This is a genomic window from Sutcliffiella horikoshii (assembly GCF_008180725.1).
GTDB lineage: Bacteria > Bacillota > Bacilli > Bacillales > Bacillaceae_I > Sutcliffiella_A > Sutcliffiella_A horikoshii_B.
Window position 1 is genome coordinate 54,728 of the sequence record NZ_VTEV01000003.1, and the last position, 24,771, is coordinate 79,498.

The following is a 24,771-nucleotide window of genomic DNA, read 5'->3' on the forward strand; positions in this document are numbered from 1 at the left end:
TAACCTGCCTTCGGTGTTTTGTATTTATTCTTCCAATTTACTATCGTCCATTTGAATGGATGTTCCATCATAGAAACGAAGCAAATCTCCATAAACGATTTCATCGGAATATTGAAGCTCTTTTTTCGCTTTTTCCATGTAAGGCTCACATGCAGACTGGTCTGTCTCTTGTTCAGTTTCCTTATCATAGCAAGCGTTTTTTGCATATACCACTTTGTCTGTTACAAAGCTACCGTCACGGAAAACTACAAAATTATTTCTGTCTTCGGAGAAGAGATCTGCACCGAATTGAATATCATTTTTCGTTTCCATTCCAAGTAAATGTTTGATAGTAGGCTTAAGGTCAATCTGTCCACCAACAGTATCAAATTCTTTCGGATTTTTATCCGTTACACCAGGGATGTGAACGAACATTGGCACACGCTGCAATTGAGCATTTTCAAAAGGAGTTATCTCTTTTCCTAAATACTGGCTCATTGCTTCATTATGGTTTTCAGAGATACCATAATGATCTCCGTACAGGATGATGATGGAATCTTCATAAAGACCTGATTTCTTTAACTCATCAAAAAGCACTTTAATTGATTCGTCACTATATCTTACTGTAGGGAAATAACGGTTCAAGGTACGACTGTTAGAATCGAATTCATCTACAAATTTATCTTCTTCATCCAAGACAAATGGGAAGTGATTGGTTAACGTGATAAATTTAGCATAAAAAGGTTTTTCTAAATCCTGCATGTATGGGATGGATTGTTGGAAAAACTCAATATCCTTTAAACCCCAACCTACAGAGTTTTCGTCGTTTACATCATAACTTTCAATATCGAAGAATTGGTCATATCCAAGTGACTTATACATTACATCGCGGTTCCAGAAACTTTTGTTATTTGCATGGAAAGTAACCGGTGTATAACCTTCTTCTTTAATTACGTTAGGTGTTGCTGTATGGAAATCATTTGTTCCATGAGTGAAGAACACGGCACCGCGTCCTACAGGGTATAAGGAATTATCTAATAAAAATTCAGAGTCAGATGTTTTCCCTTGACCTGTTTGATGAAAGAAGTTATTGAAATAATAACTTTGGTCTTTTAATTCATTTAGGAACGGAGTGATCGGCTCACCGTTGATTTCCTTATCAATAACAAAGGATTGCATGGATTCTAATTTAACTACAATGACATTTTTGCCTTTTGCAATTCCATAAAGATCGTCATTCGGTGCTTTATAGCTAGCATTAATATAGTTTTGAATTTCAGCCAGTTCGCTTCCATCCGCCATCGCACGTTGTGCACGAGTTTTGGACTGGATAACAGCATCGTACACATGATAATTGTACGTACCCAAGTTTTTCACAAGAATTTCACGGTCAAATGTACGAGTCAATAATTGAGGTCTTTCTGTTTCAGCTAAACCTAGATTGAAAAGAAAAATACCTACAATGGATAAGAAGTACATCTTGCGAACTTTCGGTCTCCACGTGCTCATGCTCACAAATGATGGAGTCCACTTTGCAATGGCAATCAGAATAATTACATCAGTGAACATCAGTAAGTCAACCGGAGTCATTAGTTCTGTAATACTACCGCCTAGATCACTCATGTTACCTGATTGGAAAAGTAAAGGTATGGTGATGAAATCATTAAAGAAGCGGTAATAGACTGCATTTGCATAAAGTACAAACGAAACGATAAAACTTGTAATAATCAGGTATCGCTTCATCCCCTTTTCTTTAAAGAAGAGGGCAAAACCGGCAATAAGCAAAATAAAGCTTAATGGGTTAATAAATAAAATAAACTCTTGTTTTAGGGATTCAATTGTAATGTTAAAACTTGTTTTATATACGATATACGTTTTTATCCAAAGCAGGACAACTGCAATTAGGATAAAAGGCACTTTAGATTTAAAGGCTTGCTTCATCTTTTTTACCTCCTTATAGCAAAGACAGGGAAGCTCTTTATTAGTTCGGTATTTATTATTATTGTTTAAAAAACTTTTTAGATGTATCCATGACCAACTTTTCATCACTCAAAAAATTTGGCTACGACATATCTTAAAACTTTTTTTACAAAAAATCAATGGATAATTAATACTGTATTTATATTAAAGAGCTAGAATAATAGTCTTGGCGTTGTTTGCAACTATATATAATAGACGCGGTACAAGCCGAAAAGTTTCAAAAAACAAAGATGTTTTTTTATTCAAAATAGTCAAACAAAATGGAGGCTTCTATTTAAGAAGCCTCCATTACGCGCTATTCTCGCTTCTTTCTATCTTTTTTACCCAAGAGAAAGAAAGAATAAACTATACACTTTTTTACAATTTTGTTTTGGCTAGGTAAGCCGCTCCGATTACCCCGGCATCATTTCCTAAAGTTGCTTCAGCAATTTTCACGCCAACCTTGGTTCTTGAAAATAAGTATTTTACAAAATGATGACGAACTGGATCTAATAATTTATCTCCTGCTTTTGATACTCCCCCACCAATAACAATTTTCTCCGGGTTCATGGCGTTTGCCAAATTTGCTAGAGCCAATCCTAAATAAGAAGAGACTTTATCGACTACGTATTTCGAAATTTCTTCTTTAGCATCAGCCTGTTCAAAAATTAACTTTGCTGTTAATCCTTCTTGTTGTGCTAACTCTTCCAGCTTACTACCAGGATTTTTTTCCATTGCTTCTTTAGCTAGACGAACAATTCCAGTTGCAGATGCAATCGTTTCTAGACACCCTGTTTTTCCACAGTTGCAAGGTGCTCCACCTTCTGGGATTACGGTAATATGCCCTATTTCTCCGCCTGCTCCGTTTATGCCATGCACAATTTCTCCATTGGTAATAATACCGCCGCCAACTCCCGTTCCAAGGGTAACACAAATGAGATCCTTAGAACCTTCACCGGCACCTTTCCACATCTCCCCGATTGCAGCAAGGTTCGCGTCATTATCAACCACTACAGGCAATCCAGTTTCTACTTCTAATAGATCTTTAAGGGGATAGTTTTCCCAACCTAAGTTAACTGCTTCATATATTAAACCTGTTGTCATATTGACTGGACCTGGCGCACCCATTCCAAGTGCTTTTAATTTTGATTTTGACTCGCCAAGTTCTTCTAATTTACTATCTATCGCTTTTGCAATATCTGTTGTGATATTTTTTCCTTTTTCACTTATATCCGTAACAATCTCCCATTTGTGAGCGATTTCACCGTATTGTGTAATAAACGCCATTTTTATCGTTGTGCCCCCTAAGTCGACACCCACTAACCATTTGTTTTCCATTTGTTTCACCTTTTCTTTATCTTAATTTGGATAATTCTTGTCGCAGGATGATCATGGCGGACTGGAATACACTTGCGTCCAGTACTCCTGAGCGATAGAGCTCCCTTATTTCATCTTCCATTAGCTCTAGATCTGCTATTTTGTCACCTGTGTAGATAAAGGCTCCATAGCTTTTTAAGAGTTGTCTTATGTCAAACATTGTTTTCATGACTTCACCTTTTCTGCTTTACTAGTTGAAAGGGTTTACGCTCCATTTTTAGTATATAGGATTCACTTGCGACGTCAAGGAAGAAAACATAAGAATACCCCACTTGGTCCTATCAATTCTCAGAACTTTAGTAGAATGGTTAACCGCCGCTGTAGATTTCCGCAAATGGCTTCGCTTTCCTAGGGGCTGACGAGAGCCTCCTCGGCAAGCCTGCGGGGTCTCCACCTAGCGCTATCTCCCTCAGGACAAGGAAGGCTTCGACAGCGAAACATCGCACGAAGAAAATGCGTAGCATTTTCGAGGAGTCTCCGCCATTTGCTCCAATCCACAGCTAGGAATCACATGTGTGAAAAGTTAATGGTGTTATTACTTAAACAATTCCGTGGTTTTGTCTTAACCTTAAATGAATGTAGTAAACTTCTTGATTGAAGTGGAAGAGCCGTAGACGCACGAGGGCAAGTCAAGCGCTTGGAACGGAAATCAACAGTATTAAATGTTTTCTTGATCTTCATGAAAAAACGGATGGAACAGGGCCATCCGTTTTTCTTTATAAAATTCTTCTTATCTATCCGGATCTTCAGAATGTAGGATTGTAGGCCTTCTGTTTTTCAACGGAATCGGTGATCGTATGATTACATCACGGAATCCTCTGTAGTTGAATGGGATGAATGGCCATAGGTAGGGAACGTTGTAAGACTTCATCCCCATCAAGAATAGAATGAGAATGACGAGCCCGATCATAAATCCAATTACTCCAAACAGGTAAGTCAATAAAAGGAGCACAATCCTAAATAATCTGTTTGCCAAGCTGAGCTCATAACTAGGAGTTGAAAATGTCCCTATAGCAGCAATGGCCAGGTATAAAATTATTTCTGGTACAAAAAGACCTACTTTTACTGCAACATCCCCTATGAGAATTGCCGCTACTAACCCAAGTGCGGTACCTAGAGAGGTTGGCGTATGAATGGCTGCCATTCTGAGCATGTCCATACCGATTTCTATAATAAGTATTTGAGCGATTAGAGGAACTTCACCCGTTTCAGTCGGGCCGATATAAGATAATTGTTCAGGAAGTAATTGTGTATTGGTTGCTAGCAAGTACCATAAAGGCAGAATAAATATGGACGCCCAGACTGCAAGAAATCTAACCAGTCTTAAGTAAGCCCCTACTACTGGTTTGTTTCTGTACTCTTCAGCATGTTGAAGATGATGCCAAAAAGTAGCAGGAGTTATGATGACACTAGGAGAACCGTCTACTATTACAAGTACATGTCCTTCATATAAATGCGCTGCTGCTGTATCAGGTCTTTCTGTGTATCTGACTGTAGGATAGGGATTCCAGTGTCTTCCTCCTACAAATTCCTCTAGCGTTTTTTCGGCCATTGGCAGACCATCTGTGTCAATGTTTTGCAATGACTCTTTAATTTTTTCAACCAGATCAGGATCTGCCAGTTCATCCATATAACAGATACTAATATCAGTCTTTGACCTTCTTCCAACCTGCAAGTATTCCATTCTGAGTGAACTGTCTCTTATTCTTCTGCGGATTAATGCACAGTTGAATATCATTGTCTCGACGAAACCATCCCTGGAACCGCGAACCACTCTTTCCATGTCAGGTTCTTCCGGACCTCTGACAGGGTAAGTCCTCGAGTCAATTATGATCGCTTCCTCCAGACCTTCTACAATGATGACAGTTGGACCTGCAAGGACTTGATCTACAACTGTTTCCAAATCGTCGGTTTTACCAATTTCGACATAAGGTATGTAGGTCTTTAATAACTTGTCCAGAGGTTTTTCATCAAGATCTTCTGGCAATAGGTCGGATAGAAATTTCATTAAAAAGAGCATGATATCATCTTTACCGAAACCATCCACTAGGAACATCCCTATTTTTCTACCTGCATAATGGAGATCTAGAAAGATTAAATCAAAACTTTTATCAACTGCCATTCTTTCTTTTAAATATCCAACATCTTCATCGAAGTTTCCCGACATTTTTCTAGTTGGTTTATGCCAAGTCAAAATGATTTCCTCCTAATTCTTCATGTATTAGGTATGAAGTACTTATCATCTTTTCATTTTCTGCTAATCCCAATGAAAAAATACAAGATCATACAAAAAAACAGCAGGAACTCCCATCTCAAAGGTATGGTAGTCCTTACTGTTTTTTCATTAAAATTTATTCTTCTATTAACCCATCTATTTCTGTTCGAAGGCTAGTATATGCCTCCACGGTAGAATCAAGTTCTATTGCCTTGTTAATGGAGCTGGATGCCTTTTCAGCGTCATCCAGCTCCAAATAAACTAAGGCTAAATTATAATGCGCTTCATGAAAACTGGGCTGAAGAGTAGTAAGTCTTTCTAATCGATTTTTCGCATTCTCTATGTTGCCTTCTTGAATATCAATGTAGGAAAGGTAAAATAGGACCTCAGGAAATTCCTCTTCCTTTTCCTCTAGATCAATAAGCAGATTAAATGCTCCTTCATATTCTTCTTGTTGAATTAATGTTTCCGCCTGTTTAATAAGCGCAGTCGGATTTTCAGCATTGTACCCTTCTTGTAAGAGAAAGAAAGTTAATACAGAAGCTGCCGCTAAACCAAAAATTCTTTGGATGAATTTTTGGTGATTCGGTAAATGCACTATAGCTGATGCTAAGAAACCACCAATCAACCCGCCAATATGACCAGCATTATCAATACCTGGAATGGTGAATCCAATCGCTAGATTTATTCCTATTAATACGAGAATGTTCGTACCCATTGTCCGGAAAAATAACTTGGGATGGGTTATTCCAACAAACAGGAGCGCACCAAAGCAACCAAAAATTGCCCCAGAAGCACCTGCAGATAACGATGAGGTAAAAACAAAACTAGCTAAAGAACCAGCAAATCCTGCAAACAAATAAATGGCTAGAAAGCGAACGTTCCCATATATTCTTTCCACCGCAGTGCCAAGATAAAATATAGCCATCGTATTCAGCAGTAGATGAAGAAATCCAATATGGAGAACTATAGGGGTAAAGAAACGCCACCACTCCCCCTCCAGAATGGCTGGGTTATATTTTGCACCGTATTTTACCAATGTCTCAGGATCTTGGCTTCCCCCATTCGTCTCAAGTATATAAAACATCAACAGGTGTAAAAAGATAAAAAAGTAGGTGAAAAGGGGTTTTCCATGTTGAAATAAGGACCTTTCCTTTTTATCTCTTTGGGAGGATGTGTTTAGGACACTTTGCTTGAGATGATAGAGTCCAAGATCATCTAGTGCGTCCTGTTCCTTTATGGTTACCTCATCCCCAGTTACATGAGAAATCCTATTTAATGCTTTTTGTGTATTGCCTTCATGCAATACGATAGAATGAATTTCCGTTTTTTCACTTACAAAAGGTTCTTCCACCCTAAACTCCCAATCATCGACAGGAGGGTATGAAGATACATATATATTGAATGCTTGTAAACGACGCTTACGCAGTTGCTGCTTGAAATTAACAACGTGTCTGGATGCATTTTCAATATCACGTTGAAGCCACGTGCTCCAATCTAGATCATGTCGATAGATCCTGATGATTGGTGCTTTTTTATGGGTAAGGTTTTCTAGCCAAAGTTCGTTTTGATCTGGAGAGATATGTAAAATTCGATATTCTTTCATTACAACAAAATGTTGAATAAGCTGCCAAAATAAGATATCTTGCTTCAATTTCCCACCTCCTTGTTCCCTTTATTTTAAATGGTCCAAGGAGAAAAGTAAAAATATAACTAAACGAATGTCGTTTCTAGAAGCTATTATCTAGAAGTTTAATTATTGATTTCAAATCTTGCAGCAATAACAGAAAGTGATTTAGACAGGGCATTCAATTTCTTTCCTATTTCATTTGTGTACTCCATTTGTTCGACCTGATTTTCACTTGCTGATAGCATTTCCTCTGAGCTTGCTGAAGTTTCTTGCGAGACAGAGAGCAAACTGTCCGCTGCAAACTCTAAATTAGGTAAAAACTCTTTCCAACCCTTCAAGTCTCCATTTATGACAGTTAGATTCTCGCTCACTTCTTCCATTTCAGACATGAGCTCGTCAAATGTAACTTTTGAAAGGTTTGCCATGTGTAAGTTATCTTTAATTTTCACATGCATGTTTTCAAATTCATTTACAGCTTTTGCTGTTACATTTTCCATATGCCCGATGGAATTTGTGATTTCCTCGGCGGCAGAAGTTGATTGTTCTGCTAAATTTCTTACTTCGTTAGCTACAACGGCAAATCCTTTCCCTGCATCTCCTGCTCGGGCAGCTTCAATGGTTGCATTCAGTGCCAATAGCTTTGTTTGTTCAGCCATCCCTTTGATTAACCCCACTAATCCTGTAATAGAGACGGAATAGTCTTTTACATTTTTCACGGTGTTGGACAATTCCTCAAAATCCTGTTCAAATTTAATAATAGTTGTGATGAGCGTATTCATGTGTTTTTTCCCAATCTCGGCAGAGTCATCCATTCGATTGGAACTAGAAAAAACATGTGACATATTTTTTTGCATTTCCTCAATAAGGTCTTTCATTTCTTTAATCGATTGAACGCTGGTCTCAGAACTAGAAGCAGTTTGCATTGCCCCTTCTTTTACCATATTGATGGAACTAATCAATTGATGTGTGGAAACCATGGAATCTTCTGATGAAAGTCCAAGGTGGTTACCTGTTTCTTCTAATTCTTTCGTCGTTTGCTTGATCTCTTTTAATACTTGTGTCATGTTATGAATCATGGAATTATAGCTCTTGTTTAAAGACACAATTTCAGGAATAGATGTCTTAATGTTTTTAGCTGGCCGAAGATTCCCTTCTCTTCCTTCTCTCATTGCTTCCCGAAGAACAGATAATGGCTTTGTTAAAGTCCTTACGAAAATAATGGTAATGCAAGTGAAAAGCACGATACTACCAATAATGACCATAAGTGTGAAAATACCCATTTCATGGACAGGGCTTAAATAAGAACTAGTTGGAATAATCAAACCATAAATTCCATCCAACTCCTTCATCTCCCTAAAGGAAATAGTATATTCCACCCCATTAATGTTCTCTTTAATAATTCCATTTTTACTGTTTACCATTGATTCCACCATGGAATCTGTTATATTAGGAAGATTACCTTCACTTACTTTAAAAGGAAGTGTCTCGTTATTAGTTATGTAAAAAAACTCCGAAAAGATTCCATCCTCTTTCAATGTATCCCTTTGTGAGCGTATGTTCACCTCTAACTGTTGCATAAAATATGCATCATCACTTATGTATGTAAACTTTAAGTTTTCTGCAATGTATCCCATAAGTTCTACTTCTCTAACAAGACGGTTTTCTATACTATTGACGGTCATTTCTTTTGATTTGATATAAGAAACTAACCCGACTGCCGAAATGGAAGCCAACATTAATGTTATAAAGAGTAGGAATACTCTAGTTCCTAAGTTTATTTTTCCGATGTAATGTTGAAACTTCTCGTCCATTCTCTTTTTATATTTTACTAGTTGTTTCATCCAGTTGATCCCCCTGTAACTGCTATTCGTCTAACAGAATAAATTATAGAGGAAGAATATTAATGTAATGTTAATTTTATGTAATTTTAATGACAAAAGAAAAACCACCAGCAACTACTGGCAGTTTATCCTCGAAATACGGTTTGTAAAAAGCGGTCTCGAACAAATGGAATGTCCATTCCGAATGCTACAACAAATCTCCTGATGCTAGCGATTCCCAAAATATAATTTAGGATTTTATAACGACTTTGGTAAATGGCATATGTACCCACGCCTATTAGAAAAATTCTTAGTAAGAATCCCATTGTCATCCCTCCTATCTATATCTTGCTTAAAAATGAAAAAAACATGCCCAAGAATAGGCATGTTTTAGAATACTTTATCTTTTATTTCTGAAAGTACTTGAACAGAGTATTGAAACTGCTCCGCCTCTTTTTCACTTAAGTCAAGTTCAAGAATTTCTCTAATTCCGTTTCTATTGACGATAGCGGGAACTCCAATGTAAATGTCCTCACTTTTATATTCTCCATCCAAATAGGCTGACACGGTTAAAATGGAATTTTCATTTTGAAGGATTGCCTTTGTCAGCCTAACAAGCCCCATGGCAATTCCATAATAGGTTGCACCTTTTCTCTCTATAATTTGGTAGGCTGCATCTCTTACACTGACAAATAGGTCATTCAGATCTTCCTCTTTGTACTTTTCCTGTTTTGCCATCAGCTCTAAGATTGGTTTTCCACCAATATCAGCTTTACTCCATACAGGCAGTTCCGTATCTCCATGTTCCCCAATGATATAAGCATGTACATTGCGGGCATCTACTTGAAAATAATCACCGAGAACATAGCGGAACCTAGCAGTATCTAGAATGGTTCCAGAACCGATTACCCTCTCTTTAGGCAAGCCCGAAAACTTCCAAGTAGCGTAAGTTAAGATATCAACTGGATTTGTTGCAACGAGGAAAATACCATCAAATCCATTCCCCATTACTTCATCCACTATACTTTTAAATATTTTCGTATTCTTTTCGACAAGATCTAATCTCGTTTCACCTGGTTTCTGATTGGCACCGGCACATATCACCACAATGTCTGCATCCTGACAATCCTTGTAATCACCATACCAGATTTTTGTTGGTGTTGGTGCAAATGCTATTCCATGATTTAAGTCCATTGCATCGCCTTCTGACTTCTCCTTGTTCAGATCAATCAATACGAGCTCTTCTGTCACACCTTGATTCAATAAGGCAAATGCATAACTTGAACCGACAAACCCTGTTCCTATTAGAGCAACACGACTAATTCCGTTTCTCATGGTATCTCCTCTTTTCACCTAGGTTACGTTACAACTTTATTATACCAAAAAGATTGTGAAATACTGAGCAAAATATAACTATTTTGTTACATAAGTATTAGAATAGTGATGACACTTGCTATTAAAATGGAGGAGATGTTGACTACATCGTTGTTCACCCACGGATTGCCTTTTACTAATTGTGTGGGTTGTTGACAGTGTACCTTCTTCTCCACTTGTTTTCCGCACACTTTACATCTGTAGGCGGATTGCACAGTTGCTCCTAATATTGTATCAATAAAACAACCCATCACCCCAAATGCGGTAAGTAAAAGGGTTATCGTGATAGTTATTTCGCTCCAGAAGAAGTAGGAAACTAAACTTATTAAAGCAGAACCTGCAACCGCCGCTAGTGTACCTAGTAAAGAGATTGCCCCCGAAGTTCCTGGCTCCACTGTTTTCATTTGAACAATAGAGAAAGGCCTTTTCTTACTTAAGGACCCTATTTCCGATGCCCATGTATCTGAATTTGCCACAGCAATAGAGGCAATAAATCCGTATATCCAAAATTCTGCAGGAAACACGTATGCCGATAAACCTATTAATGCAGGTACGCCTCCATTAGCGAAAACTTGCATTATATCTCGTTGCGAACCTTTTTCGTGCATATCTCTAATGCTTTCCTTCTGCTTACGATTATATTTACTCCAGAAACTAGAGGTAACAAAGAACAATCCAATCAATAGGAGACCATATCCTTTAAAACCTAATGCAATAAAAATCCCTACTAAGAAGGTGCCAACCGCTCCGGATGCAGCTAATGCCTTTAACTTATATCCTCCCCAAGCCAATGCAGCAATACCTATTAACAATAAAATCTCATTTTCTAATAGCGCAGTCATACACGACCTCATTTGTCACAATTTTATGTACGGGTATATCGAATGGATCTGTCGGGACTTTTTTAACCAGCTGTTCAGTAAATGCCAATGATACTTTAGAGCCAGTGTAATCAACCAGGTAACGGTCGTAATATCCACCGCCGAAGCCTATTCTATACCCTTCCTCATCAAAGATTAGACCAGGAACTAGAATGAATTCGAGCTTGTCTTTATGACATATTTCCACTTCGGTGACGATGGGCTCTTTTAATCCAAAGTAGACGGTTTCCAGTTGATTGAAGTTTTCTAGGAAATAAAACTCCATGCTTTTATTCTTTGGAATGCATTTCGGTACGGCCACTTTCTTTCCTTCGTCCCACGCGCGCATGATAATGTCTTCTGTATCCACTTCTGGGAAACGTGAAATGGTCACAGCAATTGTCTGAGCATCCTTCCATTCTTTTGAAGCAAACAGCTTATCGTGAATCGCTTTGCATTTTGTTGCATGGCTTGAACGGTCCATGTTCCCTAGTATTTTTTTCATCTCTTCCCTTAACACACTTTTCTCTTTCATACCTTGCCTCCTAAGACACTCTTACTACTACCATACCAAAATACATCTTTCAGGCTCAAGCACCACAGGAAGGAAACAGGGTGTTAAAGAGACACCTGGACTTTATTTTCCCCATCCCGAAAAAAAACTGGCATTATAAAAAAAATAATGATATTATAGTAAGGTCTGAATTGAATGCACTATATGTTTGGAGGGATAACGATGCGCGTAAACGTAACTTTAGCTTGTACTGAAACTGGTGATCGTAACTATATCACTACTAAAAATAAACGTAACAACCCAGATCGTCTTGAGCTTAAAAAATACAGCCCAAGATTGAAAAAAGTAACTGTACACCGTGAAACAAAATAAGCAGCAGGATTTTCCTGTCTGCTTATTTTTTTTGCCCATTATCCAGCTTCTACAGGGCTAATATTCTTTTTATTTTTAACCTTCACAGAAGTACCCGCTTTATATCCTTCGCTAATCTGATACCTTGGAGCAATTGTTACATTCCTTATGGATGATGGCGAGGTGTGCTCAATGGTTACATCATCCCAGACAATACTCCTGCTTAACTCACAATCCTTCGTTATTTTGGAGCTTTTACCGATGATGGTATATTTACCAATAACCACATGGTCCCCCAAATAAGAGTCGTTGCCGATGTATGCCGGCCGATTGATGGTCACATTGTCTTCCATTTTTACATTTGATCCCACCCATAGGTTTGGCAATACCTCTTCAGCAGCTATATTGACTCGTACTTTTTTATCCAACATATCGTACTGTGCCTGCCGGTAATCCTCATGACTACCAATATCTTTCCAATACCCATTTGCATGGTAGCCATAAAGGCTCATGCCGTTTTTAATTAGCCTTGGAAAAATGTCTTTGCTGAAATCATATGCTTTTCCCTTTTCCATCATACATAATACAAACGGATCTACTACATAAATTCCGGTATTTACAATTTTACCGAATTCCTCGTCTTTCAGTGGTTTTTCCACAAACCGCCTAATATGTCCTTCTTCATCTATATCAACAACTCCGAACTTATTCGGCTTTTTGACTTCCTTTGTAAAAATGGTAAATAAAGAATGTTTTTGTACATGATAGCGTACCCCTGCCATCAAGTTAAAATCGGTTAAAGCATCACCGCTTATAACTAGAAAAGGTTCATCAAGGAGGTGCTCAGCATTTTTCACGCTCCCCGCAGTACCTAAGGGGACCGTTTCCTGGAGGTAGGTTATTTGTACGCCCCATTGGGATCCATCCCCAAAGTAGCTTCTAATTTTATCGCTTAAGTATTGAAGGGTGATGATGATTTCTGTAATACCATGCTCTTTTAAGAGCTCAATGCTGTATTCCATAACAGGTTTATTCAGTAGTGGCACCAATGGTTTTGGGAGTTTTTGTGTTAACGGCAACAGCCGGGTACCTTTTCCCCCAGCCAATATGACTGCTTTCATATGTTATATCCCTCCTACTGGACGGAAGAAGTAGTAACTGTTGTCTCATAAACTGCCTCTGTCTGATCTCTTACATCTTCCCAGTTGTATTTTTGGTTCACTTCATTAAATGCTTTGTCACCGAGTTGTGAACATAACGTTGGGTTCTCAATTAAAGAATATATCTTTTCACAAAGATCTATGCCATTTCCAGGCTCAAACAACAGACCGTTTTCTCCATCTTTAATGATAGAAGAAAGTCCTCCAGTCTTAGCCGCTATAACAGGCTTACCAGCTGCCATGCCTTCTATGGCCACTATCCCGAATGGCTCATAAATGCTGGGTACAATAAGCATGTCGCATCGCTCTAGTAAGGTAGCTTTTTCATATTCATTTACATATCCAATGAACAGTACGTGTTTATCCAGCCCAGCTTGCTTAACTAATGCTCTATAATCCGACAGATAAGGCCCTTTACCAGCTAGTATAAAAAGACATTCAGGATAAGATTCATTTATTGTATTTGCAGCATCTATTAAAGTCTTTATTCCTTTTTCAGGCACCATTCTGCCTAAAAAAAGAATCAGGTGTGAATATGACCTTCGGCTTATAAATTCCTGTAAGCTGTCACTTCCCTCATCGAAAATGGCAACACCATTAGGGATAACATAAATATTCTTTTTCCCGCTAATGTTTTTCTCCACTTTTTTCTTCATATATGCGCTACAAACAATCAATACATCGGATTGTAGAATCAATAACTCTTCCCATTTTGCAGTTTGCAGCTGCATATTGGTATCAAGATTGCTTCTACCTTCTTCTAGTGCATGAATAGTTGACACTAAAGGGAGACTCATACTTTCTTTCAATGCCCTTGCAGCAAATCCCACAAGCCAATCGTGGGCATGAATGATAGTAATTTGTTGTTGACTAGCTATGTTCTGCACCTGTTCAACCAAATTCATATTGGTTTGCGCGACAAAAAGATGAAAATCATCATAAGAACATTCCACTTCTTTAGCCCTGTAAACTTTTATCCCCTCCACTGTCTCCGCCTCAGGTGCTCCAAGGCAATGAGGGGTCACAAGCGACACATGATGGCCAGCTTTTCCCAACTGTCTCGACAATTGCCATACATGTTGCCCAAGTCCCCCTAACATAGCAGGAGGAAACTCCCAAGATAACATGACAATATGATAGGTATTTTTTATATCTTCTTGTAACAAATGATTATGTGAAGAGCGAACAGAATAGAATACATCAGAAGTAACAGTTTCCTGAAATGTTCCAGAATTTAACTGATGTGCTTTTTGAAGTTCAAATGAGGGTTTTTCATAAAAAGTATATGCAGCTTTCAACTGTTGCCATTTTCTTTTATCAATTATATTTATTGGTGTCCATAAAGCTGCCGTTTCTAAGGACTCCTTAATTCTGCACTCCATTTTCAAGTTGTCGCTTTGAAAAAAAGGGAAAAATCCGTCCGCTTTTCCTACACCAATTTCCGCTCGAATGAAATGGAATTCGTTGATTTCTGGAAGAGTTTTGCTCCCACTATTCATTTTGGTTAGTATATCTAAAAAGAAGACATTGTTTCTACTAGCTTGTGAGCTTCCTTTCCAACCAATCAGCCTAATTACCAACCCTTCCTCCCTTAATGACTGATAGGACTTAACAAAATCTTTCCTCCATTGGTCCACCATCCATTCAACTTTTGGTCCTCCAGCATCATTCAACATCAACTTAAAAAATTCCTTATCCGATCCAATGTTGCTCATGGTAAAACCTCTTCCCCCACGAATCTATCTTTTCTTTCATCTTATCACGTGAATTTTCTTTTCCACAACAGCCGGTTTTTGTCGTCTTTTGTGTTATAACGTAAATTTTTTATGTCCGTTGACAAAAAACGTTCACAAAACCGTCATATGTTTCTGAGGAATTTGTCGAAAGACTATTTTTCCATCTCTACTCCTGTGATATAAAAAAGAGAGAAACTTTTATCTGAGGTGAAAAAATGTTAATTGCAAGTATAAGTTTAATCATTATTGCAGTCGCAGTGATTGTAATTTCCTTCTTTGTGGACGACAAATTCGCTGATCTAGAAAAAGAAATGGAACAGTTATCCTTTGATGTTGTTCAGGATAAATATAAGTTGGAAAGAAAAATGAAAGTATTAGAAGAAGAACTATTGGGTGGAACTACTCCTATACATAAGGTTAAAACGAAGAGACAAGCAACTCACCAAAATGTAAGTGAAGAAGATGTTGCTATATCTCTTTACCAAAAAGGATACACTCCTTCTCAAATCTCTCAATTCACTTCCACTTCCATGGACAAAGTTGAACAGATCCTTCAATCTGCCAACCTAAAAGGAAACGTAGCCAATGAGAACTAATCTTAGAGCATTCGCAATTGGCATCCTCTTCGCAACAGGAGTTATGGGAGTTGCCTATTCCATTGTAAGCGCAGGGGCAACCACATTAAATGAAGAAAGTATTCAGGCATATGCTGCAGAAAACGACCTTCACGTATTATCAAAGGAAGAGTATGACGAGTTATTGCCAAAAGTAGAACCGGTAGAGGAAATTGAAACAGAACCAAAAGAAGAAGTGAAAGAAGAGAGTAACAGCAACGAAGAAGCAAAAGAAGAAGCAACTGAAGTTGTAGAAGAAAAAGAAGAAACGAATGAACCTTTTGAAATCGTGATACCAGATGGAATGGCAACTTACGAGATCACCGCGTTATTAGCACGCGAAGGCATCATAGAGGATGACAAGAAGTTTGACGCTTACCTTGAAGACAAAAACATTGCAACCAAGGTACGTTCTGGTACGTTCACCATGAAAAAGGGCATGAGCTATGAAGAAGCTGCAGACGTGTTGATAAAATAATCTTATACATGAAGAAGCACCTCGCTGACATAAAGGCCACTGATAAACTGATAACGTAAAGTTTTTAAGATTCCTAGCTGGTGATTGGAGCAAAAGGCGAAGACTCCTGAGGGAGATAGCGCTAGGTGGAGACCCCGCAGGCGAAGCCGAGGAGGCTCTCGTCAGCCCCTAGGAAAGCGAAGCCATTTGCGGAAATCAACAGCGGTGTTTAAAAATATTCTAAAATCAAAAACTTTTTCAGTGGCCTCCTGACATAGGAGGTGCTTTTTTGTATGGAACTAAGGGAAGTTTACCTACAGCTTCCAGCAGGATAACGGTAGGACCGCTCCATCAGACGAACAAACTGTTCACTGGAATAGAGCTCCTGATAACGAATCGGGCGATAATCTGGAAATACGGGCGATTCCATTTAAACCGACTGTTCCATAACTATTCTATTAGCCTAAAACCAAAAAGTAGCAGTCTCCCCTGTCCGATGTCCACCGGATAAAGAAAACTGCTACTATTTCCAAATTCCTTCATTAACCTTATTCCTTTACCTTAAGAAGCCTCAAGCTATTTAACGTAACAAGCAGTGTTGCACCCATATCGGCAAAGATTGCAATCCACAGGGTGAGCCAGCCCGGAATAACCAACAATAACGCTAAAACCTTCAATCCTAATGAAAACGAAATGTTCTGCTTAATAATGGTCAATGCCTTTCGGCTCAGTCTGATGGTGAAAGGAAGCTTACGGAGGTCATCACCCATCAACGCTACATCTGCCGTTTCCAAAGCGGTATCGGTTCCCGCCCCTCCCATCGCTACTCCTACAGAGGAAGCTGCAAGGGCCGGCGCATCGTTAATTCCGTCCCCCACCATCATCATACTACCGTGCTTTTCTCGTAATTCTTTGATATAGCGAAGCTTATCTTCCGGAAGCAGACTTGATTTGACATGATCTATCTCTACCTCGTGTCCAATAGCTTCGGCAGTCCTATCGTTATCACCTGTCAGCATGTATAAATCAGGAATACCCAGTTCCCTCAATTCTTTCACACTGGAGACACTACTTTCTCTAATCTCATCTCGGATTCCAATAACACCAAAGACTTTGTCAGAAGAACCGACTACAATCACTGTCTTTCCTGCATTCTGAAGCTGATGGATACTTTCGGTTAACCTGTTCATTTCAGGGTGCTTTTCACCTGAAAACCAGTTAGGACTTCCCGCTTGATAATTAATACCTTCAATAGAAGCCTTTATCCCTTTCCCTGCTACTGATTCAAAATGCTCCATGGCATAAACCTTCTCAGCTACTCCCATTTCCTCTGCTTTCTGGAGGATTGCTGAAGCTAAAGGATGGGTCGAACCACTTTCTAGTGTCGCAATGATTCTTAGCAGCTCTTCCTCTGTTAGTTGAAAGGCCTGAACATCTGTCACTTCTGGTGCGCCTAAAGTGAGCGTCCCTGTTTTATCAAAGGCAATTGCTTTGATTCTACCCACTTCTTCAAGGAACACCCCACCCTTGATCAAGACTCCATTTTTCGCAGCATTCCCAATAGCTGTCACAATGGCAATAGGTGTAGATATAACGAGCGCACATGGGCATCCAACAACAAGAACCGCAAGCCCTTGATATATCCAAGTGTTCCAATCAGCCCCTAGTAACAATGGTGGAACTATTGCTACTAGGAAAGCAATCACGATGATAAGTGGTGTATAGTTTTTTGCGAACTTATCCACAAATGCCTGAGAAGGCGCTCTTTCTGCCTGAGCTTCCTCTACAAGATGAATGATCTTAGCAATCGTGGTGTCTTCTACCCTTTTGGTAACCTCTACCTCTAAAAGGCCATCCTCATTAAACGTACCTGCAAACACTTCATCATTCACACTTTTAGAAACAGGTATGCTTTCACCAGTGATTGCAGCTTCACTGATGGAAGCCCCGCCTTTCACAATGTTGCCATCCATTGCGATTTTTTGGCCAGGCTTTACAAGCATACGATCACCAATCTTAATATCTTTTACGGATACCTGTTTTTCAGTTCCTTCTATTAATATAGTCGCCTGTTTAGGAGAAACATTCATAAGCGATCGTATCGAAGCTCGCGCCTTTTCCATCGAATAAGATTCCAAAGCTTCACTTATCGCAAAAAGAATGACGACAGTGGCACCCTCTCCCCATTCACCAATAAACGCAGCACCAATAATGGCAATGGTCATTAATGTCTTCATATCAAATTGAAGCCGAATTAGATTATTTAATCCTGTTAAGAACAATCTATATCCGCCTATCAAAATGGATGCTGCGAAAAGAATAGTTGTAGAAAGGTGACCTTCTCCCTGCTGAAAAAATGCCACCCAGCCCGCCACAAGGAAAAGAAATGAGAGAAGGACGGTAACATGCTTTTTGTAAAAAGGAACAGTAGGTTCTTCAGGTAATTCCTCTCGTTCCGGAGACACTTTCAGTTTGTCAAAAGCACCTGCTTTCTCGATCTGGCTTAAACTTGCAGCACCAGTTACAGAAACCTTGGATGCACCGAAATTCACTTTTGCATCCGTGACTCCTTCTATCTTTTTAACATTGTTCTCGAATTTTTGGGCGCAGTTTGCACATGATAATCCTTGAATTCTATATACTTGTTCTTCGTTATTTTTCACGTGTCTTCACCTCATTTTGATGGGTAAAGGCGATATCGATTAATTGTCTAACATGATTATCATCCAAGGAGTAATATACGAGCTTCCCTTCCTTCCTAAACTTTGCCAATCCGAGATCTCTTAACAGCCTCAGGTGATGGGATGCTGTTGCGACTGTACATTCAGTAATCGTTGCAACATCATGCACACAGAGTTCTTCGGCTAGATTGAGTGCCTGCGCTATTTTCAGCCTGGTTGGATCAGATAAAGCCCGGTATATTTTTGCCACATCATTTGTTATTGTTTCATCTATTTGTTTCTTCACATTTATTACTTTTGTTTCATTTGCACATTCTTCTTGACACTGCGGTGTTGTCAATACTTCTGAACTAGACTTTGTTGACATAAAAAGTCCCCCTATACATTCAAACATTCATTTGAATATTAGTATATGCCAACTTAGCTAAAATAGTCAATACATTCAATTAAAATCAAATAAGGTAAAATAAGAACCCTGAAATGGTAGACATACTTATCACAGAAATAACAAACGCTACCACCAGTTTTTTCTTAAAGATACTATTTAATAAGGCGACTTCAGGTAGACTCGCCCCAGCTGAACTGATGAGCAAAGCCATAACAGGTCCCAAAGCCATTCCTTTAGCTATCATCATCTGCGAAATGGGAATCATAGTAGAAAGTCGGATATATAGAGGTATACCTAATATCGCCGCAATAGGAACAAGCCACCAATTTTCACCTCCAAGATATTGTGTAATCAATGAAGTTGGAACAGCGCCATGAATGATGGCTCCAATGGCTGCACCAATCAATAAAAACGGATAAACAGTTTTCATTAGTGTAAGTGTTTCTCTCCAAGTTCGTTTGAGGTCAAACCGTTTGGTTTTCGGTTCATAGTCCTTCAACAACACATTTTTTAATTGCTTTTCAAAACCTAATCTACCCAAGAGTAGTCCAATCATAATGGAAAGAGCCGTCGTGGTTAAGGTATATATTAGAGCTACCTTCCAACCAAGCAATGCTGTCATAATAGTCAGGATGGTCGGATCCAAAACAGGTGAAGCAAAAAGGAATACCATCACAATCCCAAAAGGTATCTTTCTTCTTAATAATGTGACCACCATTGGTATGGTGGAACAGGAACAAAATGGGGTAATGAAAGCGAATAAGACAGCGAATAGAGCACTTAGAAGTATATTACCTTGATTGAGCCACTTCTCCATTTTTTGAAAAGGCACAAAAGATTGGATGATGGAAACCAAAAACGTAATGAGAACAAATAGGACCGTTAATTCCAATGCGATATACAAAAAACTAGTAATTATTTCTTTCCACATAAAAAACACCCCTTCATTTTTATTTGCATTTTGCAAGTATTACTTTGGTAAAAAAGCAAGTATCCCAACTTGCTTAATAATACGGCTTACAGCACATGTTACTTTTGCTCATCGCTGCATTCAATATTTTTAAAGACTCTACTACATCAGTGCTCTCTTTTTCACTTAGATTCAAAAAAACATTCCCTAAATAATGAAGCATTTGTTGATTGATACCATCTTCCAAATGCTTACCTTTCTCAGTTAGGTATAAGTGATACATTCTTTTGTCTTCAGCTGATTGTCTTTTTTCCACCAACTCCAGTTTCACCAGTGTTTGAATTTGTCTGCTAAATGTGGTAATATCCATGCCAATTGTTTCCGCTACCTGTTGCATGGAAGGTCCTTTCGATCTTGCGAGTTCGTAAAGAATATGACTTTGCACTTGGGAGATATCAAAATCTTCTACCGAGCAGCAATTTTTGTTCAACATCCCAAACCTTCGCATCGTGATTTGAAGAATCGCCCTTATATCTTCCATATTTTCACCTCTTACTTTTATTATAGTTATTTATTTGCATTTTGCAACTATTTGTTATGAAATTTAACCTTTTTAGCGCAAATTATTTTAATTAGCGCTAAAAAGATATTATTATTCTTCTGGCAATAACAAAATTTTACCTAACTTTCCCTTTTCTTTAAAATAAATTTGGGCTTCTTTAGCTTTATCTAACGGGAATGTTTTATCAATGACTGGTTTTATTTTACCTTCAGCTATTGCCTGAAGCATATCCTTAAACTCTTCTCTCGTCCCAAGCACGGAACCATACATAGTAATATGTTTAAGATACAACGTTCTAAAATCCAGATTTGTCTTCTGCCCACCAGCTGATCCTGAAATACAAAACTTACCACCATTCTTTAAGACTTGAAGAGATATGGAAAATAAAGCATCTCCAACTACATCTAACACCGAGTCTATCGGCCCATCATTTACATGTAGTATTTCTTGAGAGAGATTATCGGCTTTATAAGATAAAACATGAGCCGCCCCTAGTTCCTTCAATCTTTCCGCTCCGTTTAGGTCCCCTACAATTGCAATTACCTTTGCACCAAAGACTTTTGAGGCAATTTGGACATTTAGGGAACCAACCCCCCCATTAGCGCCTGTTACCATGACCGCTTGTCCAGGTTGAATCTGAATCTGTTGGACCATATGCCAAGCTGTTAATCCACTTACTGAAAATACAGCACTTTCCGAATAACTAGGAAGAGGCATATCGAAACATAGATTAGCAGGCCACACCACGTATTCCGCATAACCACCTTCGTATTCAGATCCTATAAAGGACATATCTTCTGAAATATGTTCCTTACCTTCTTCCCCACTAGACGTAAAAGGGAATAAAACAACATCTCTTCCAATGATAGATTTCTCCACCTTATTTCCCACTTTCACTATTGTTCCCGTTATGTCAGAACCAGGTGTACGTGGGAATTGTACTCCTTCTGGTTTCCAACCTGACTTTGAACCAGTACCGTATGCTCCTTCTCTCATCCAGATTTCCGTATTATTTATCGCACAGGCTTTCACCTTTACAAGCACTTCATTTTCTTTTGGATCAGGTATTGGTATGTCTACTACTTCCAACATATCAACATCTCCATATCCGATTACTTGGACCGCTTTCATATAGACAACACCTTCACCTTCTCTTATCTTCAACTATAGTATTAACATTTTCTTATATAATAAAAAAGCAAGCGTATCTCTACGTTTGCTTTTTGTCTCAACTTAACAGCAATCACTATCCTTCAATCCTAAGAGAACTAGTCCTTTTCCTTGCGGTGTTTCTTGAACATCCAAGACAAGGTCTGTTGTCATGTTTTCAATTTTTGGATCAATTGCCACTTTTATTGAGTTTAATGTTTCCACTTTATCATCTGCTTTTGCCTCATCCAGAGACAATCCTAATTGTGGGCTTCCTCAGCCCCAGCCTGCAAAGTAGACACGTATGTTGTTTGCCCCATTTTCACGCAGGACATCATTTAGCACATCTCTCGCTTCGTTTGAAACCTTCACGGCCAGTCACCTGCCTTCTTATAATTTTTCTAAATGCTCGTTTAATTCTTAGTTTTGTTCGTACAGGTTTTGAAGCACTTCTTTTAACTCCGGCTTCACATTAATGACAGGACGGATAGAAGTTGCAAGCTTTTCCGCTTCTTCCACAGTACTAGCTTTCCCAAGGTGAAGAAGGGTACCCATCGCCACCGTTCCGGTTCTATTACGCCCTCCGGAACAATGGAAGTATACTTTCTTTCCTTCTTGTAGAGTTTGTACGACATATTCAATAGCTGCTTTCACCGATTCATCCTGTTTGGCTGTATCATCCACGATTGGCATATGGATTCTAGGAAGGTTGTCTTCCACGTTATCCTTTTCCGCCCGCAAGTCTATGATAACATCCAGGCCTTCATTTGTATGTGCAACTTTTGCTTGATCCGCACCGCCAATAAAGACATTTTTCATTAATGATTGGTAGTTTTTTTCGTTTGTCATATTGATTCACTCCTTACAACAGATTCTCTTTTTCCCATGGCAGGATGGCGCATTTTTCTTTCGTGGACTTTACTCTTTGTATCCAGGGGAGTTCATGTTTCCCTCTGCCTGATAAAACTTGGTCTGTCGTATCTGTATTAGCAAAACTTTGATTGATGATCCACCAGCGCGGGGTTATGAAAGCACGCTCAAGGTCAGCATGTAATCTTTCAGCCTCCAGTACAGGGGTTGCTTCTGGCAAGGTAACGATAAGTACTGCTGTTTCTTCGGCATTACGAAGGCGTGGAAGCAGGTTTTGGACTTCTTTTGGCACCTCACCCGTTGAACGCAACAATTCCTTTTGATACGATTGTGCTGCGTCAAGCAAAAGCAATGTATGACCTGTTGGCGCAGTATCGATGATGACCACTTCTTCATCTGCCTGACCAACTATCTTGGCAAACTTCTGGAATACCGCTATCTCTTCAGTACAAGGTGAGTTTAGATCTTCCTCAAGGTAGGCAAGCTGCTCCTCGCTCAGATCCTCTCCCGCTTGTTCCAAAACATGTTTTTTATATGATTCTACTTCTGCCTTAGGGTCCACCTTACTGATCGTTAAATGCTCTTTCCTCGTTTTATCTTTTAACGCATGCTCTAAATGCGCAGCAGGATCCGTTGTTGTGAGATGGACTTTCATGTCTTTTTCTGCAAGCTTCATTGCCAGTTTGGCTGCGAGAGTAGTTTTACCAACGCCTCCTTTGCCCATAGTGAATACTACGCGAAGATTATTTCTAACAACATCTTCTACCACAGAATTAAAATCTGCAAGTTCGGTAAGTATTTCAAGATTTACCTGACTTGATTCCTCAACTTGTATCTTTTCACTGTTTAACCAAGCCTTTAACGGGCTGATACCCGTTAATGAATACGAAACATAAGGAAGATACGTCATGGAAATATTGTCGAATGTATTCACGGCAACTTCCATCGCTTTCTGTTGCTTATCGTAAAATGCCAAGGAAACTTCATCGGTCATTGACGGCTTCTCCATTAAACCATTGACTATAAGTTGCTGATTACGAAGACCGATTTCACGCAACTCCTCTGAGGCACGCGCAGCTTCTATGATTGGCGATTCATCAGGTCTTGTTACCAGAAGCAACTGAGTTTGGGAGGGATCTGACAATGCCTGCACCGTCTGTTCATACAGTTCCTTTTTGGCCCCAAGCCCGGAAAGTGGTCCTAAACAGGAAGCTCCATGCGTACTCTCCTCCAGGAAATTGTTCCACGCAGTAGGCAGGGAAAGCAGCCTAAGTGTATGCCCGGTTGGAGCTGTATCAAACACAATCACATCATATTGCCTTGTTACCTCTTTTTGTGTTAGTAAGGTGGAGAATTGGTCAAAGGCTGCAATCTCAACCGTGCATGCTCCTGATAACTGCTCTTCCATGGTAGCCAATACTGATTCCGGAAGTTTTCCTTTATAAGGACCCATCACACTTTCCCGGTAATCTCTAGCCGCTTCCTCAGGATCAAGGTTGCAGGCAAAAAGTCCTTCAACACCTGGAACTTCAGAAATGTCATTTGTCAGTTCCGTTTGAAACACATCCTGCAGGTTGGAGGCTGGATCGGTGCTGACAATCAATACTCTCTTTCCTTCTTCGGCAAGTGCGATGGATGTGGCACAAGCTGTAGATGTTTTACCAACACCACCTTTACCTGTGAAAAATAGATAGGGTGTTTCTACCATTGTTTTCGGTTGGAATGTTGGGAGCATAAAGCCACCCTCCTAGTTGATTGAGTTTAGTGTAATGTTGAGTTTCTTTTTGGGTTTTTCGTGAACAAGTTCCTCTATTTTCACACCGGTCCATTCAGCAAACTCCTCGTTTGTAGGGTAATCTGCCATCTTTACAACTTCTCCATCTACTAGAGTAATTGGAAGACATTCCGGTCCTTTTTCCATTAGCAATTCATTCACCATTTGGTTTGTAACAAATGGTTCAGGCTCCGATCCTAAATTGTAACGAGTGATTTCGATTCCTTTTTGCTGCAAGGAAAATACAGCACTTGCCACTCTTGTTAGTTCTGGGTCCACACTTGGCCCACATACACCAGTTGCACAGCACATTGCTGGATCAAAAATTTCGATTTTAGCCAAATTTAATTTCCCCTTTCCGTTATAGAAAAAATAGCCGAGATATTTCGCT

Annotated in this window: 24 protein-coding genes; 3 read left to right on the top strand and 21 right to left on the bottom strand. The window is 39.2% G+C overall.

Annotation, left to right across the window (positions count from 1 at the left end):
- Window positions 1-24: 24 nt before the first annotated feature.
- From FZC76_RS07175 to FZC76_RS07220, 10 genes are all read right to left on the bottom strand, one after another.
- The gene (locus tag FZC76_RS07175) at window positions 25-1,920 is read right to left on the bottom strand and encodes an LTA synthase family protein (protein WP_148987585.1); all 1,896 of its coding nucleotides are present in this window, start codon (window positions 1,918-1,920) and stop codon (window positions 25-27) included.
- A 396-nt stretch (window positions 1,921-2,316) separates the two neighbouring features.
- On the bottom strand, window positions 2,317-3,276 hold the full coding sequence (locus FZC76_RS07180) for an ROK family glucokinase (RefSeq protein ID WP_148987586.1): 960 nt from the start codon (window positions 3,274-3,276) through the stop codon (window positions 2,317-2,319).
- A gap of 16 nt (window positions 3,277-3,292) precedes the next feature.
- Complete coding sequence (locus FZC76_RS07185) at window positions 3,293-3,484, bottom strand: YqgQ family protein (protein ID WP_148987587.1); 192 nt, start codon at window positions 3,482-3,484, stop codon at window positions 3,293-3,295.
- 561 nt (window positions 3,485-4,045) lie between these two features.
- Window positions 4,046-5,482, bottom strand: coding sequence for a spore germination protein (locus tag FZC76_RS07190; protein WP_148988017.1), 1,437 nt, complete (start codon window positions 5,480-5,482; stop codon window positions 4,046-4,048).
- Between the two features lie 184 nt (window positions 5,483-5,666).
- The gene (locus tag FZC76_RS07195; RefSeq protein WP_148987588.1) at window positions 5,667-7,184 is read right to left on the bottom strand and encodes a rhomboid family protein; all 1,518 of its coding nucleotides are present in this window, start codon (window positions 7,182-7,184) and stop codon (window positions 5,667-5,669) included.
- A gap of 98 nt (window positions 7,185-7,282) precedes the next feature.
- Window positions 7,283-9,001 (bottom strand): methyl-accepting chemotaxis protein, encoded by a 1,719-nt coding sequence (locus FZC76_RS07200; RefSeq protein ID WP_148987589.1) that lies wholly within the window; start codon window positions 8,999-9,001, stop codon window positions 7,283-7,285.
- A 125-nt stretch (window positions 9,002-9,126) separates the two neighbouring features.
- Window positions 9,127-9,306, bottom strand: a complete 180-nt coding sequence (locus FZC76_RS07205) for a hypothetical protein (protein ID WP_010194595.1) — start codon at window positions 9,304-9,306, stop codon at window positions 9,127-9,129.
- Between the two features lie 64 nt (window positions 9,307-9,370).
- A complete protein-coding gene (locus tag FZC76_RS07210; RefSeq protein ID WP_148987590.1) occupies window positions 9,371-10,315 on the bottom strand; it encodes an L-lactate dehydrogenase in 945 nt (314 codons plus the stop codon).
- 86 nt (window positions 10,316-10,401) lie between these two features.
- A complete protein-coding gene (locus FZC76_RS07215; protein WP_148987591.1) occupies window positions 10,402-11,196 on the bottom strand; it encodes a DUF92 domain-containing protein in 795 nt (264 codons plus the stop codon).
- Window positions 11,174-11,749 (bottom strand): 5-formyltetrahydrofolate cyclo-ligase, encoded by a 576-nt coding sequence (locus tag FZC76_RS07220; protein ID WP_148987592.1) that lies wholly within the window; start codon window positions 11,747-11,749, stop codon window positions 11,174-11,176. Before FZC76_RS07220 ends, FZC76_RS07215 begins: the two co-directional genes overlap by 23 nt.
- Window positions 11,750-11,950: 201 nt before the next feature.
- Between FZC76_RS07220 and rpmG the strand changes: the two genes are divergently transcribed.
- Window positions 11,951-12,100: a 50S ribosomal protein L33 gene (rpmG, locus tag FZC76_RS07225; protein ID WP_010194590.1), complete on the top strand. Its 150-nt coding sequence runs from the start codon at window positions 11,951-11,953 to the stop codon at window positions 12,098-12,100.
- A gap of 38 nt (window positions 12,101-12,138) precedes the next feature.
- On the opposite strand, the gene FZC76_RS07230 is transcribed toward rpmG, so the two are convergent.
- Together FZC76_RS07230 and FZC76_RS07235 are read right to left on the bottom strand one after the other, a co-directional pair.
- Window positions 12,139-13,200, bottom strand: a complete 1,062-nt coding sequence (locus FZC76_RS07230; protein ID WP_148987593.1) for a sugar phosphate nucleotidyltransferase — start codon at window positions 13,198-13,200, stop codon at window positions 12,139-12,141.
- A gap of 14 nt (window positions 13,201-13,214) precedes the next feature.
- Window positions 13,215-14,954 carry a glycosyltransferase family 4 protein gene (locus tag FZC76_RS07235; protein ID WP_148987594.1) on the bottom strand — a complete coding sequence of 580 codons (1,740 nt, stop codon included), beginning with the start codon at window positions 14,952-14,954 and terminating at the stop codon, window positions 13,215-13,217.
- Window positions 14,955-15,190: 236 nt separating this feature from the next.
- On the opposite strand from FZC76_RS07235, the gene FZC76_RS07240 reads away from it, so the two are divergent.
- Window positions 15,191-15,571 carry a hypothetical protein gene (locus FZC76_RS07240; protein WP_148987595.1) on the top strand — a complete coding sequence of 127 codons (381 nt, stop codon included), beginning with the start codon at window positions 15,191-15,193 and terminating at the stop codon, window positions 15,569-15,571.
- A complete protein-coding gene (locus FZC76_RS07245) occupies window positions 15,561-16,067 on the top strand; it encodes an endolytic transglycosylase MltG (RefSeq protein ID WP_148987596.1) in 507 nt (168 codons plus the stop codon). The genes FZC76_RS07240 and FZC76_RS07245 overlap by 11 nt, the downstream gene beginning before the upstream one ends.
- Window positions 16,068-16,594: 527 nt before the next feature.
- Here the strand turns inward: FZC76_RS07245 and FZC76_RS07250 are convergent.
- The 9 genes from FZC76_RS07250 to arsD all read right to left on the bottom strand — a co-directional run bounded on the left by FZC76_RS07250 (window position 16,595) and on the right by arsD (window position 24,722).
- Window positions 16,595-18,709, bottom strand: a complete 2,115-nt coding sequence (locus FZC76_RS07250; RefSeq protein ID WP_148987597.1) for a heavy metal translocating P-type ATPase — start codon at window positions 18,707-18,709, stop codon at window positions 16,595-16,597.
- Window positions 18,699-19,094: an ArsR/SmtB family transcription factor gene (locus FZC76_RS07255; RefSeq protein WP_148987598.1), complete on the bottom strand. Its 396-nt coding sequence runs from the start codon at window positions 19,092-19,094 to the stop codon at window positions 18,699-18,701. Before FZC76_RS07255 ends, FZC76_RS07250 begins: the two co-directional genes overlap by 11 nt.
- A gap of 85 nt (window positions 19,095-19,179) precedes the next feature.
- Entirely contained in the window at window positions 19,180-20,046 is an 867-nt protein-coding gene (locus FZC76_RS07260) for a permease (RefSeq protein WP_148987599.1), read from the bottom strand.
- Window positions 20,047-20,119: 73 nt separating this feature from the next.
- Window positions 20,120-20,566, bottom strand: coding sequence for a MarR family winged helix-turn-helix transcriptional regulator (locus FZC76_RS07265; protein ID WP_148987600.1), 447 nt, complete (start codon window positions 20,564-20,566; stop codon window positions 20,120-20,122).
- Window positions 20,567-20,677: 111 nt separating this feature from the next.
- The gene (locus FZC76_RS07270) at window positions 20,678-21,718 is read right to left on the bottom strand and encodes a zinc-binding dehydrogenase (protein WP_148987601.1); all 1,041 of its coding nucleotides are present in this window, start codon (window positions 21,716-21,718) and stop codon (window positions 20,678-20,680) included.
- 102 nt (window positions 21,719-21,820) lie between these two features.
- A complete protein-coding gene (locus tag FZC76_RS22940) occupies window positions 21,821-21,994 on the bottom strand; it encodes a hypothetical protein (RefSeq protein ID WP_187441986.1) in 174 nt (57 codons plus the stop codon).
- Between the two features lie 162 nt (window positions 21,995-22,156).
- Complete coding sequence (locus FZC76_RS07275; protein WP_148987602.1) at window positions 22,157-22,585, bottom strand: protein-tyrosine phosphatase family protein; 429 nt, start codon at window positions 22,583-22,585, stop codon at window positions 22,157-22,159.
- 13 nt (window positions 22,586-22,598) lie between these two features.
- On the bottom strand, window positions 22,599-24,341 hold the full coding sequence (arsA, locus tag FZC76_RS07280; protein WP_148987603.1) for an arsenical pump-driving ATPase: 1,743 nt from the start codon (window positions 24,339-24,341) through the stop codon (window positions 22,599-22,601).
- 12 nt (window positions 24,342-24,353) lie between these two features.
- A complete protein-coding gene (gene arsD, locus FZC76_RS07285) occupies window positions 24,354-24,722 on the bottom strand; it encodes an arsenite efflux transporter metallochaperone ArsD (RefSeq protein ID WP_148987604.1) in 369 nt (122 codons plus the stop codon).
- Window positions 24,723-24,771: the final 49 nt, after the last annotated feature.